The organism is Dyella sp. SG562 (assembly GCF_011759495.1).
Classification (GTDB): domain Bacteria; phylum Pseudomonadota; class Gammaproteobacteria; order Xanthomonadales; family Rhodanobacteraceae; genus Dyella_D; species Dyella_D marensis.
The window spans coordinates 229,210-241,847 of record NZ_JAAOYS010000007.1 but is presented as its reverse complement, the minus strand read 5'-3'; the positions used below and the strand labels follow the sequence as shown (position 1 = coordinate 241,847).

Below are 12,638 nucleotides of genomic sequence, written 5' to 3'. Positions count from 1 at the left end.
GCAAGCTGGCCGGATGTGGACTGGAACGCTCTATGCACTCGTCGCCGGCCTGATGTGGGGCCTGGTCTTCGTCGGCCCGCTGCTGGTGCCGGAATACCCGGCCGCGCTGCAGTCAGTCGGCCGCCATCTGGCCTTCGGCCTGATCGCGCTGCCGCTGGCCTGGCTGGACCGCGCCGCGCTGCGCCAGCTCGCGCGCACCGACTGGATCGAGGCGCTGAAGCTCGCCGCGGTCGGCAACCTGCTCTATTACCTCTGCCTGGCCAGTGCGATCCAGCGCGCGGGCGGCCCGCTGCCGACCATGATCATCGGCACCCTGCCGGTGGTGATCGCGGTCAGCGCCAACCTGCGCAATGCGCGCCGCGACGGCCGCCTGCCGTGGGCACGGCTGGCGCCTTCGCTGCTGCTGATCGGCGCCGGCATCGCCTGCGTCAACCAGGCCGAGCTGGCCGCGCTGCGGGCGCAGTCCGGCGCGGACCTGAGCCGCTACGCCACCGGCGCCCTGCTCGCCTTCGGCGCCGTGGCCTGCTGGACCTGGTACCCGCTGCGCAACGCCGACTGGCTGCGCCACCACCCCGGCCGCAGCCCGCGCACCTGGGCCACCGCGCAGGGCGTGGCCACGCTGCCGCTGGCGCTGGCCGGCTATGCGCTGCTGTGGCTGCTGATGGGCGCCGGCGGCAACCCGTTCCCGATGCCGTTCGGCCCGCGTCCGCTGTTTTTCATCGCGCTGATGGCGGCGATCGGCCTGTTCGCCTCCTGGCTCGGCACGCTGTGCTGGAACGAAGCCAGCCAGCGCCTGCCTACTGCACTGGCCGGACAGCTGATCGTGTTCGAGACGCTGGCGGCGCTGAGCTATGCGTTCATGCTGCGCGGCACGCCGCCGGGTGCGCGGACGCTGCTGGGCATCGGCCTGCTGGTGGCGGGCGTGGCGTGGGCGACGCGGGTGAAGCCGGTGCCGGTGGAACATCCCGAAGCCGAGCGGTTGTAGCCGTCATGCGGGGACGGCACCATGCGGGGCTTCCTTCCAGCACTGGCTGCCCATGCACTCGAACGACCGCATCCCCAAAGACGCCCAGGCCCCGGTGGAAACGCTCTACGAGGGCCGCTGGCTCAGCCTGCGCAAGCGCGGCCGCTGGGAATACGCCGAGCGCAACAACCCCGCGGGCGCGGTGATCATCCTGGCGGTGACGCCGGACGACAAAGTGCTGTTCGTCGAGCAGTACCGCGTGGCCATCCTCAAGCACACCATCGAGATGCCCGCCGGCCTGATCGGCGACGAAGCCGGCCACCACGGCGAGAGCGCGCTGATCGCCGCGCAGCGCGAGCTGGAGGAAGAAACCGGCTACCGCTGCGCCCGCGTGGAATTCGTCCACGAAGGTCCGTCCTCCTCCGGCATGAGCACCGAGATGATCGCCTTCGTGCGCGCCTGGGACCTGGTGAAGGTAGGCCCGGGCGGCGGCGATGAGAGCGAGAACATCGTGGTGCACGAAGTACCCCGCCGCGAGGCCGGCGCCTGGCTGTTCGCGCGGGCGGCACAGGGGTATTCGATCGACCCGAAGCTGTTTGCCGGCCTGTGGTTTATCGAACACGGCCGCCCCCAGGCCTGAAAGCCCCACCCACCGGCGTAGGTTGGGGTGAGCCGCAGGCGAACCCCAACCTACGCCAGGCGCTGCCCTAAAGTTTCATCCGGCCCGGCCGATCTGTAGGACGTCGTTCCTTATCAACGATTTCCCATCGATCGGACCCGCCCATGAAAACTCTCCTCGTCGTCGCCCTGCTGCTGGCCCCCGTCGCTTCGCACGCGGCCTGCGCCGCCACCGATTTCGCCATTTCCGACTTCAAGATGAAGTCCTCCGGTTCGGGCACCGGCATGCGCCTGAGCCTCGCCGGCCAGCTCACCAATCATTGCGGCTCGGCCGCCGCCGCGCAGATCCGCATCGAAGCCAAGGATGCCGGCGGCAAGGTGCTGCAGAGCAAGCAGGGCTGGCCGGCCGGCACCGCCAATATCGGCCCGGGCCAGTCGGTCAGCTTCGACCTCGGCCGCCTGTTCCGCTACGAGTCGGACATGCAGGACTACACCGTCAGCGTTTCCGAAGTGAAGACCTGGTAATACGGCACCGCAAGCCCACCGGAACCATTGCTTTTCTTTGAGGCCCCGCGAGGGGCCTTTTTTTGCGCCCGGAGAAACCAGGCGCCGGGAAAATCCAGGCAAAAAAAGAGGCGGTCCCCGGCAGAGACCGCCCCGCTCACCCAACCGTCCGCTTACCCGTTCAGTGCAGCACGAACAGCTTGTCGAAGCCCGCCACCCGCAGCGTGCCGCGCAGCTCGCTGCCGGCATTGACGATGCGGATCTCCGAACGCTCGCCGCCGGCGTGCTCGCGCAGCAGCAGCAGCATGCCCAGCGCGGAGCTGTCCATGCGGCTCACCTCGCCCAGGTCGATCACATAGCTGCGCGCGGCGCGGCCGCCCAGGCAGGCATCGTGGAAGTCGCGGTGCACGGTGAAGTCGAAACGCTCGCCCAGCTGCAGGGTGAGGCAGTCTTGCTCGGTGTCGTGATGGATGGTCAGGCTCATGGCTTGGTCCTTGAATCGGGAACGGGGAACGGGAATGGGGAACATGAAGGTAGGAACAAGCCCGAACGTCACAGGTATCCGCAACCCGCATGTTCCCCGTTCCCTATTCCCCGTTCCCCGCTCCACTCAAAACAGCTCGATCTCGCCGGCGTCCATCGAGTTCTGCAGGGCCGGGCCGCGCGAACGCAGGCGGGCCTTCTCGCGCTGCATGGCAAGGCGGGAACGCACGCGCTGCGCGTGCGCGGCCAACGCGCTGGCTTCCACGTCTGCGCAGGCCAGCTCCTCGATGTCGCGCGTGCATTCGGCGGTCACGTCCTGCAGCTCCACCAGGCGCGTGCGGGTCTGGTTGATCAGCTGGCTGAGGATGTCCTCGAACTGCAGCGAGCGGATGGTGGTGGACACGTCGCTGCCCAGGCCGCGGTTGATCTCCACCACCTGGTCGGCGACCTGGCTGGTGCGCGCGTCGCTCTCGGTCACATGCGCCAGCATGGCGTCGATGCCGCCCTTGGTCGACAGCGCCATGTTGAGGTCCTGCGAGGCCATCGCGCCGACCAGGCCGCGCAGCTGCTCCATCGCGGTGCGCGCGCGCTCCACGTGGCTGCCGATCTGCTCGTTGAACTGGTTGGAATGGCTCGCCAGGTTGCGGATCTCGCCGGCCACCACCGCGAAGCCGCGGCCGGCCTCGCCCGCGCGTGCCGCCTCGATCGAGGCGTTCAGCGCCAGCAGGTTGGTTTCCTCAGCGATGGTATTCACGTTCTTCAGCAGGCCGAACACCGCGTCCATTTCCTTGGCCATGCCGTCGATGCGGTAGACGATGCGCAGGCTGTCGCGCGACAGCTGCACGATCAGGCCGACGAAATGCTCCAGCAGGTCGCTGGTGCGCGCGGCGAAGTCCTGCACCGACACGCCGTCCTTCTGCCCGTCGATGATCTGCTTGAGCAGCGACTGCTGCTGGCCGGTCTTGTGCGACAGGCCGTCGAAGCCACCGCCCAGCTCGGACACCGCGTCGCGCAACAGGTCCAGCGCCTGGTGCAGTTCGCGGGTGGCGTGGCCGAGTTCCTCGACCAGCGCCTCGCGCACGTCTTCCAGCGCTTCGCGCACGGGTGCGTTGTCGGGCTGCGGCGCGGCGATCGTCACCACGCGCGCCGGCGTGCGGCGCTGCTCGACGATCCAGGCTGCGGCGGTGGCGAGGATCGCCAGCGGCGCCAGCCAGGCAGGCTGCCACAGCAGGCACAGCAGCAGCGCCGCGGCGCTGACGCTAAGGCCGAGCGGCAGGCGGGGAAAGGACGGGGCGGGAATGGCAGACATGACAGCGTCCAGGTCAGCGGGTGGCGGCGCGCAGCGCGTTCGCCACAGGTTGGCGCGCCAGTTCCAGCAGGCGCGCGGCGATATGTTCCAGCGGTTGCATCTCGGCCGCCGCGCCCAGCTTCCAGGCGGCGCCGGGCATGCCCCACACCACCGAGCTGGCTTCGTCCTGCACCACGGTGGCGGCGCCGGCTTCCTTCAGTTCCAGCAGGCCGCGCGCGCCGTCGTCGCCCATGCCGGTGAGCAAGGCGGCGATGGTGGTGCGGCCGACGGTGGCGGCCATCGAGCGGAACAGCACGTCCACGCTCGGCTTGTGGCGGTTCACCGGCGGGCCGTCGTGCAGGCGGCAGACGTGGCGCGCGCCGTCCCACATCACCAGCAGGTGCTGGCTGCCCGGCGCGATGTACGCATGGCCGGGCTGGATCGGCTGGCCATCGCGCGCTTCGCACACGCGCATCGCCGAGCAGTTGTCCATGCGCGTGGCGAACGGGCCGCTGAAGGCGGCCGGGATGTGCTGGGTGATCACGATCGGCGGCGCGTCCGGCGGCATCGATTCCAGCACCACGCGGATCGCCTCCGTGCCGCCAGTGGAGGCGCCGATGGCGATGATCGGGCTGCCGCCGCGGCTGTCCGCCGTCTGCGCGCGCGGCAGCACCGCATCGGCGGAAAGCCGCGGCGCCACTTCCAGCTTGCGCACCGCGGTGCGCACGCGCGGGCGCGCCAGCGCGGCCAGCTTCACCTTGGCGCAGATGTCCTGCGCACCCTCGGCGAAGGTGCTGGCCAGGTCGCTGCTGGGCTTGGTGAAGAAATCCACCGCGCCCAGTTCCAGCGCGCGCAGGGTCACTTCCGCGCCCTGCTGGGTCAGCGAGGACACCATCACCACCGGCATCGGCCGCAGGCGCATCAGGTTCTCGAGAAACGTGAGGCCGTCCATGCGCGGCATTTCCACGTCCAGCGTGAGCACGTCCGGCTCCAGCTGCTTGATCTTTTCGCGCGCGATGAAGGGATCGGCCGCGGTGCCCACCACTTCGATCATCGGATCGCAGGAGAGCATGGTCGTCAGCAGCTTCCGCACCAGGGCGGAATCGTCGATCACCAGGACTCGGACTCGGGACATGCAGGCTTCTCTTCAGTGATGCGAGGGTGGAAGGTCGTCGTGCTGAGGGATGAGCAGTGAGGGCGCCACGCCGGCTCGCGCGGCAGCCCCCTGTTCCTGGCCGTCTCCGGCTTGCATCTGCTGCCGCGCGGGCGCCGGTCGCACGCCCTCACTGCTCGTCCCTGCGAACCGGTCAGAACAATTCCACCTCTCCCTTTATCGGATCGTTGGCCAAACGCTTGAGGTACTTCCGCTCGCCGTCCACCAGCACGCTGGCGTGGTGGCCGCGCAGCTGGCGCACGCGGGCCTTGCCGCTGCACGGGAAGAACTGCACCTGGCGCGGGTAGACGTCGCCCACGTCCTCGGCCACCAGCTCCAGCCGCTCGGCGGCCAGGTAGCGGCGCACGAAGGCGATATTGCGTTCGCCGATGTCGGTCATCTGGGTCAGCACGCGGCCGCCGCCGAAGATCTTCACCTCCAGGTCTTCGCGCCGGCCGCCGGCCTTGAGGATGGCGTTGATCAGCTGCTCCATGGCGTCGTTGCCGTAGCGCGCGGCGCGGCCCACGGTGGACGACCAGGCGTCGCGCTCGCCCATCGGCTCGGGCAGCATGAAATGGTTCATGCCGCCGATGCCGCGGCGGCGGTCGCGGATGCAGGCCGACACGCAGGAGCCGAGCACGGTGGCGATCAGTTCCTCCTGCCGGCTGACGTAGTACTCGCCGGGCAGCACCTTGGCGGTCATGCTGGCCTGGGCCGGGTCCCAGTAGCGGCGCACGTGCTCGAAACCGGGCAGCACTTCGCCGGTGGGCGCGGGGCGCGTCTGGGCGTTCATGCGGGCTTCTTCCGGTAGACGGTGCGGCCGACCAGGGCGAAGTCGTCGTTCAGTCCGTGCATGGATTCGGAGTGGCCCAGGAACAGATAGCCCTCGGCCACCAGCTTGCCGGCGTAGCGCCGGAACAGGCGCTCCTTGGTCGGCTTGTCGAAATAGATCACCACGTTGCGGCAGAAGATCGCATCGAACACACCGCTCATCGGCCATTCGTGCAGCAGGTTCAAAGGCTGGATCGCCACCAGCTCGCGCAGGCGCGGATGCACGCAGGCCAGGCCCGCATAGCTGCCTTCGCCGCGCAGGAACCAGCGCCGGCGCCGCTCGGCGCTGACGCCGCCGAGCTTGTCCAGCGCGTAGACGCCTTCGCGCGCGCCGGCCAGCGCCTGCGGCGAAAGGTCGGTGGCGAGGATCTTCGCGTCCACGCTGGAACCGTGCTTCTCCAGCGCCTCCGCCAGCACCATCGCCAGCGCATAGGGTTCCTCGCCGGTGGAGCAGCCGGCCGACCAGATGCGCAGGCGTTCGCCGCTGCGGCGCTTCTCGGCCAGCCACTGCGGCAGCAGGGTCTGCTCCAGCAGGTCGTAGTGGTGCGACTCGCGGAAGAACGAGGTGACATTGGTGCTGATCGCGCTGGCCAGGTCGCCCATCTCGGCGTCCGGATCGCGGCGCAGCAGCTCGCAATATTCACCGAACTCCTTCAGGCCCAGCGCGCGCAGGCGGCGCAGCAGGCGGCCCTGCACCAGCTGGCGTTTCTGCTCGCTGAGCGCGATGCCGCAGTGCGTGAGCACGAATTCGCGCAGGAAATCGAAATCGCGGTTGCCGAGCAACGGGCCGCCCACGCCTGGCGCAGCGGCTTCCTGGGAAAGGTTCGCGGCCATGTTTCAGCCCCCCTTCCCGCCGTTGGAAACACTCCCCCTGCGAACACTCACGACACACCTCTTATCGTTGTCTTGCTGCTGACTTCCCTTACTTCCCCAGTCCCCAAACTGGAATCCTTCTCCCGCCGGGAGAAGGTGGCGGCAGCCGGATGAGGGTTCGGGCGGAGCGGTGCACATCACTCTCGCGCTCCGCCCGAACCCTCACCCCAACCCCTCTCCCCGTGCACAAATTGGTAAACGGGGAGAGGGGCTTTAAATCCCGCCTCCTCAGAACTCTTTCCACACCCCAGCGTCGGCCGTCTCCACCGCGCGCTGCGCACGCACCGGCGCGGAACTGCGCACCGCCGCGAACACCGCCTCCGCTTCCGCGCTGGCCGTGGCTGCCGCCTTGCGCGCCGGAGCCGCCACCGCCGCTTCGTCGCCCAGGCGGAAGAAGCCCACCTGGCGCGACAGCTCGCCGGCCTGTTCCTGCATGGCGCGGGCGGCGGCCGCGGCTTCTTCCACCAGCGCGGCGTTCTGCTGGGTCATCTCGTCCATCTGGGTCACGGCGTTGTTGACCTGGTCGATGCCAGCCGACTGTTCCTGGCTGGCCGCGGCGATCTCCGCCACGATGTCGGTCACCTTCTTCACGCTGTCCACGATCTCGGCCAGCGCCTTGCCCGACTGGTCCACCAGCGCGGTGCCGGTACGCACCTTCTCCGCGCTGTCGGCGATCAGGCCCTTGATCTCCTTCGCCGCACCCGCGCTGCGCTGCGCCAGGTTGCGCACTTCGGTGGCCACCACCGCGAAGCCGCGGCCCTGTTCGCCGGCGCGCGCCGCTTCCACCGCGGCATTGAGCGCCAGCAGGTTGGTCTGGAAGGCGATCTCGTCGATCAGGCTGACGATGTCGGAAATCTTGCGGCTGGAGTCGTTGATCTCGCGCATCGCGCCGACCGCCTGGGTCACCACTTCGCCGCCGCGCTCGGCCTGCTCGCGGGCGCCGCGCGCCAGCTGGTTGGCGTGGCTGGCGTTCTCGGCGTTCTGCTTCACGGTGGAGGTCATTTCCTCCATCGAAGAAGCCGTTTCCTCCAGGCTCGACGCCTGCTCCTGCGTGCGCTGGCTCAGGTCGTCGTTGCCGCGGGCGATCTGCTGCGCGGCGGTGCTGACCGCGCCGGAACCGTGGCGCACTTCGCCGACGATGGCGGCGAGGCGCTGGTCCATGCTGCGGAAAGCGTTGAGCAGCTGGCCGAGCTCATCATTGCGGCCGGCCTCGATGTCGTGGCCGAGCTTGCCTTCGGCGATCTCGTTGGCGATGCGCACGGCGCGGTTCAGCGTACCGATGATCGAGCGGATCAGCATCACCGCGGCGACGATGGCGATCAGCAGGCCGGCGATCAGCGCGATCAGGCTGGCCGCGCGGATCCAGCCGAAGCGGGCGAGCTGGGCGTCGTAGATGTGCTTGGCTTCGATGCGCTGCGCTTCGGTCAGCTTGGCCAGCGCATCCTGGCGCTCCATCAGGAGCGGGCGCACCTGCATCTCGAGCACGTCCGACGCGGCCGGGTCCTTCTGGTTCAGCGCGTCGAGCATGTCCTTCTTGGCCTGGGCGTAATCCTCGTCGGTGGAACGCCACTTCTTGTACAGCTCATCCAGCTCCGGCGAGCGCGACATGGCGGCGTACTGCTTCTTCAGCAGGGCCATCTCGTCCTGGTACTTCTGGAACTCGCCGAGCTTCTGCTTGAGCGCGTCGGGCTTGTCCAGCAGGTTGCTGGATTCGCCCAGCACGATGAAGGACATCAGCGAACGCGTGTTGATGCGGCTGACGATTTCCGACGGCACCATCTCGTCGTCGTACATCTGGCGCATGCCCTCGTTCTGCAGGTGCATGGCGCCGAGGCCGATGGCGGCGCCGCCGATCAGCATGAGACCGAGCAGGCCGAGCACGCCGCGCAGGCGGTTGCGGACGGTCATGGCGGGAAGCTTGAACTTGATTGCGGGGATCTTCATCGGAATTCCTTAGGCCACGGCCTTCTCGTCGATAGCCGCGGGCAAGGCGGCCTCCAGCATCTGCGCGTCCTGCGGTTGCAGCAGTTTGTCCACGTCCAGCAGCAGCACCATGCGCTCTGCCACGGAGGTGAGTCCCTTGAGGTATTCGGTATCTACGGAGGTGCCCATGTCCGGCACCGGGCGCACCGCGCCGGCGTTGACGTCGAGCACGTCCGACACGCTGTCGACCACCACGCCGAACAGGCGGCCGGCGACGGTGACGATCACGGTGACGGTGGTCTGCGTGTATGCCTCGCTCGGCAGGCCGAAGCGCAGGCGCAGGTCCAGCACGGGCACGATGGCGCCGCGCAGGTTGAGCACGCCCAGCACGTAGTGCGGGGCCTGCGGGATGCGGGTGACCGGGGTCCAGCCGCGGATTTCGCGGACGGCCAGGATGTCCAGGCCGTATTCCTCGGGGCCGAGGCCGACGATGAGGTATTGGGTGGGGGCCGCTTCGGCGGCGCCGGGCGATGGCTGGCTCATGGGGGTCTCGTTTGCGCGGGTGACCGCGCCTGTATTGCCGTTATCGGCAGGTGAACGCGGGGCTTGAGAGTTTTCCTAGGGGGATTTGGCGCCCCCCTCCCCTGCTCGTCATCCCGGCGTAGGCCGGGATCCAGTTTCTGTATCGCCTGGTTGTCGCGGTGGCGCGACTCTTTGGCTCGTCATCCCAGCGGAAGCTGGGATCCAGTGACTGTGTCGCTTGGTTTTCGCGATAGCGCGAACTGGCCGCTTATGCAGCGGGCATTTCGGACGCCTGCCGGCGCCCGAGTCACTTTTTCTTTGCTGGCCCAAAGAAAAAGTAACCCAAAAGAAATGGCCTTAGAGCAACGGCTCGCGACGCGACTAGAAGGAGCGGTGGGCGGCTGCGGTAACTTGATTAACCTGGGCCTACACGAAACGACGGTGCGTTTACGTAGCGGGTGCTTCAACGTGCCGTGGCGAAGAGGATGTTCAAGAACCGAGGCCAGCTTTTGTTCTTCGTTCCTGCCTGCCTCACGACACCCCCCCTCTCCCCTCCGGGGAGAGGGCAGGGTGAGGGGCCGGGCGGAGCGTACCGTGCGGCGTACCTCATTCTTTTGCTCGTCAGGCCGCGCGGCGGCGGGACAGTTGGCGTGACAAGCCGGCCACGTCGACGATCAGGGCGACGGAACCGTCCGCCAGGATCGTTGCGCCGGAGATGCCGGAGACGCGGCGGTAGTTGGCTTCCAGCGACTTCACCACCGCTTGCTGCTGGCCGATCAGTTCGTCGACGAACAGGCCGAGGCGGGAGCCGTCGCCTTCGACGACGACGACCAGGCCTTGTTCGATCGGGCGGCGGGTGCCGTGGCAGGCGAAGGCATCCTGCAGGCGCAGGACGGGGAGCCAGCCGTCGCGGAAGTGGAACAGTTCGCCGCCGCCGGTGACGGTGCGCAGATGTTCGCTGCGCAGCTGTACGGTTTCGACGATCGAGGCCAGCGGCACGATGTAGTGCTCGCCGCCGACCAGGGCGGTGAGGCCGTCGATGATGGCCAGGGTCAGCGGCAAGGTGATGGTGAACACCGAACCCTTTCCGGCGACGCTGCGGATCTGGATGCTGCCGCCCAGATCCACCACGTTGCGGCGGACCACGTCCATGCCGACGCCGCGGCCGGACAGGTCGGTGGTGACGGCGGCGGTGGAGAAGCCGGGCTGGAAGATCAGGTCGGCGACGGCTTCGTCGGTCAGGCCCTCGGCGCTGGCGATAAGGCCGCGCTGCAAGGCCTTGGCGACGATGGCTTCGCGATTGAGGCCGGCGCCGTCGTCGCTGATTTCCACCACGATCGAGCCGTTGCGGTGGGAGGCTTCCAGGCGCAGGGTGCCGGTGTCGCCCTTGCCGGCGGCGCGGCGGCGGTCGGGGGTTTCCAGGCCGTGGTCGATGGCGTTGCGCACCAGATGCACCAGCGGGTCGCCGATCTTCTCCAGCACGGTCTTGTCCAGCTCGGTCTGTTCGCCGACCAGGTCCAGCTTCACCTGCTTGCCGAGTTTCTGGCTCAGGTCGCGGACCATGCGCGGAAAGCGGTTGAACACCGAGCCGATCGGCAGCATGCGGATGCCCATCACGCTTTCCTGCAGCGTGCGCGTGTGGCGCGCCAGCTGGGCCAGGCCTTGCTGCAGCATTTCCAGGCGCGAGGCGTCGAAGTCCTCGCGGAAGGTGTCGAGCATGGACTGGGTGATCACCAGCTCGCCCACCAGGTTGATCAGGCTGTCGATCTTGTCGATCCCCACGCGCACCGAGGATTCGGTGGCGGCGGCTTCGCGCGCGGCGGCCTTGGGTGCCGCGGCCGCGGGAGCGGGTACGGCAGCCGCTGCTTCGGCGACGACGGGCGCGTGATGCACCTGCGCACCGGGCAGCGCTTCGATAGTGAGATCGCATTCGTCCTCGACCCAATCGAACACGCTTTGCACCGCGGCGCGGGTCACGTCGCCGCGCAGTTCCAGGCGCCAGCCCAGATGGCATTCGGACGGATCGAGCGCGGCCAGGCCGGGCAACCGGTCCAGCTCGGCCTCGGCTTTCAGTTCGCCCAGCTCGCCGAGTTCGCGCAGCAGGCGCAGCGCGTCGTTGCCGCCGGCCAGCATGCCCCGGTGCGGGCGGAACGCGATCGACCAGCCGGTGGAGGCGTCGTCGCTGCGCCGCGCCGGCGCGGCGGCCGGCGCGAGCGTGCGGCCGACCATCGCGGCCAGTTCGTGCCGCAGCGCCTCGCTGTCGGCGTCGGCCAGCGGCTGGCCGGACTGCACGCGGGCGAACATGCCGCGCAGGCAGTCCACCGAGCGCAGCAGCACCTCCACGATGCCGGCGTCGACCGCGCGGCGGCCGTCGCGCAGCTCGTCGAGCAGCGATTCGGCTTCGTGGGTGAAGGCCGCCATGTCCGGGAAGCCGAACGTGGCGGCGCCGCCCTTGATCGAATGGGCCGCACGGAAGATGCCGTGGACCAGTTCCTTGTCGCCGCCGCCGTCCAGCGCAAGCAGCGCCGTCTCCATGGCGTCGAGGCCTTCGTGGCTCTCGTCGAAGAAGGTCTGATGAAACTGCGCCAGGCTCACCGTGCTCATAAGAATGCCCTTAGCCGAGCACGCGCTTGACCGTGGCCAGCAGCTGCTCCGGATCGAACGGCTTGACCAGCCAGCCGGTGGCGCCGGCCGCCTTGCCTTCCATCTTCTTGTCCGTGTGCGACTCGGTGGTCAGCATCAGGATCGGCACGCCCTTGTACTCGGGCATGGTGCGCAGCTCACGCACCATGCTGATGCCGTCCATCACCGGCATGTTCACGTCGGCCAGCACCAGGTCGAAACGCGCGCCCTTGGCGGCGTCCACCGCCAGCTGGCCGTTCTCCGCCTCGCTCACATCGTGGCCAGCGCCGCGCAGGGTGAAGGCGACCATGCCGCGCATGGAAGCCGAATCGTCTACCGCCAGGATCTTTGCCATCGTCTACCTCGTCAGGCCGGCATCGCTGCCGGCAGTTCCAATGTCTGTGCCAGGCCCAGCCGGGCCGCCCCGTCGCGCAGCACGTCGCTGGCGCCCGCCCACCGCACCGCCACGCCGCGCGCCGCCGCCTCGCGGCGGAATACCGCCAGCAGCTGCAGTGCGGCCGTGTCCACGCGTTCCACCGCGGCGCCGTCCAGCTCCGCGGCGGGTGCGGACAGGGCCGCTTCCAGCGCGGCCTTCACCGCCGCCAGGTCCGCGATGCGGCAGTCCGCCGGCAGCGCCACGCGCCCGTCCGCCTTGTCCGTCTTCGCCTTGCCCATGTCCCGCCGTCCTGCCTGTGTGATGGCTTACAGGGCGGTTATCGGCGGGGACGCGGGCGTCTTTAGGCCGGGTGCGCGGCTTTTTTTCCGTGGCCGGCACGGAATGTGCTCCCACTTTCCGGATGGCCTGGCGCGGCGTCGGAAAATCGCCGCTCAAGTTCCTGCGCATCCGGCCGAAGACA

The 12,638-nt window shown here is 68.7% G+C and carries 13 protein-coding genes; 3 read left to right on the top strand and 10 right to left on the bottom strand.

Translation table 11 applies throughout. The features are described from left to right. Window positions 1-13: 13 nt before the first annotated feature. The 3 genes from FHW84_RS14820 (at window position 14) to FHW84_RS14810 (ending at window position 2,107) form a co-directional block, all read left to right on the top strand. Complete coding sequence (locus tag FHW84_RS14820) at window positions 14-985, top strand: DMT family transporter (protein ID WP_167256740.1); 972 nt, start codon at window positions 14-16, stop codon at window positions 983-985. A gap of 52 nt (window positions 986-1,037) precedes the next feature. Then, a complete protein-coding gene (locus FHW84_RS14815; protein WP_167256739.1) occupies window positions 1,038-1,604 on the top strand; it encodes an NUDIX hydrolase in 567 nt (188 codons plus the stop codon). Between the two features lie 143 nt (window positions 1,605-1,747). Next, a complete protein-coding gene (locus FHW84_RS14810; protein WP_167256738.1) occupies window positions 1,748-2,107 on the top strand; it encodes a hypothetical protein in 360 nt (119 codons plus the stop codon). Window positions 2,108-2,267: 160 nt separating this feature from the next. Here FHW84_RS14810 and FHW84_RS14805 read toward each other — a convergent pair whose 3' ends face one another. The 10 genes from FHW84_RS14805 to FHW84_RS14760 all read right to left on the bottom strand — a co-directional run bounded on the left by FHW84_RS14805 (window position 2,268) and on the right by FHW84_RS14760 (window position 12,456). Beyond that, window positions 2,268-2,570, bottom strand: coding sequence for an STAS domain-containing protein (locus FHW84_RS14805; protein WP_208399793.1), 303 nt, complete (start codon window positions 2,568-2,570; stop codon window positions 2,268-2,270). Between the two features lie 126 nt (window positions 2,571-2,696). Beyond that, on the bottom strand, window positions 2,697-3,878 hold the full coding sequence (locus FHW84_RS14800; RefSeq protein ID WP_167256737.1) for a methyl-accepting chemotaxis protein: 1,182 nt from the start codon (window positions 3,876-3,878) through the stop codon (window positions 2,697-2,699). A gap of 13 nt (window positions 3,879-3,891) precedes the next feature. Continuing rightward, window positions 3,892-4,992, bottom strand: coding sequence for a chemotaxis response regulator protein-glutamate methylesterase (locus tag FHW84_RS14795; RefSeq protein ID WP_167256736.1), 1,101 nt, complete (start codon window positions 4,990-4,992; stop codon window positions 3,892-3,894). 172 nt (window positions 4,993-5,164) lie between these two features. Further along, window positions 5,165-5,803 carry a chemoreceptor glutamine deamidase CheD gene (gene cheD / locus FHW84_RS14790; protein ID WP_167256735.1) on the bottom strand — a complete coding sequence of 213 codons (639 nt, stop codon included), beginning with the start codon at window positions 5,801-5,803 and terminating at the stop codon, window positions 5,165-5,167. Beyond that, a complete protein-coding gene (locus tag FHW84_RS14785) occupies window positions 5,800-6,675 on the bottom strand; it encodes a protein-glutamate O-methyltransferase (RefSeq protein ID WP_167256734.1) in 876 nt (291 codons plus the stop codon). Before FHW84_RS14785 ends, cheD begins: the two co-directional genes overlap by 4 nt. 267 nt (window positions 6,676-6,942) lie before the next feature. Continuing rightward, the gene (locus FHW84_RS14780; RefSeq protein ID WP_167256733.1) at window positions 6,943-8,658 is read right to left on the bottom strand and encodes a methyl-accepting chemotaxis protein; all 1,716 of its coding nucleotides are present in this window, start codon (window positions 8,656-8,658) and stop codon (window positions 6,943-6,945) included. Window positions 8,659-8,667: 9 nt separating this feature from the next. After that, window positions 8,668-9,180 carry a chemotaxis protein CheW gene (locus FHW84_RS14775; RefSeq protein ID WP_167256732.1) on the bottom strand — a complete coding sequence of 171 codons (513 nt, stop codon included), beginning with the start codon at window positions 9,178-9,180 and terminating at the stop codon, window positions 8,668-8,670. A gap of 600 nt (window positions 9,181-9,780) precedes the next feature. Continuing rightward, window positions 9,781-11,763, bottom strand: coding sequence for a chemotaxis protein CheA (locus FHW84_RS14770; protein ID WP_167256731.1), 1,983 nt, complete (start codon window positions 11,761-11,763; stop codon window positions 9,781-9,783). 10 nt (window positions 11,764-11,773) lie between these two features. Continuing rightward, window positions 11,774-12,136, bottom strand: coding sequence for a response regulator (locus FHW84_RS14765; protein ID WP_167256730.1), 363 nt, complete (start codon window positions 12,134-12,136; stop codon window positions 11,774-11,776). Between the two features lie 11 nt (window positions 12,137-12,147). After that, window positions 12,148-12,456: an STAS domain-containing protein gene (locus FHW84_RS14760; RefSeq protein ID WP_167256729.1), complete on the bottom strand. Its 309-nt coding sequence runs from the start codon at window positions 12,454-12,456 to the stop codon at window positions 12,148-12,150. Window positions 12,457-12,638 lie beyond the last annotated feature (182 nt).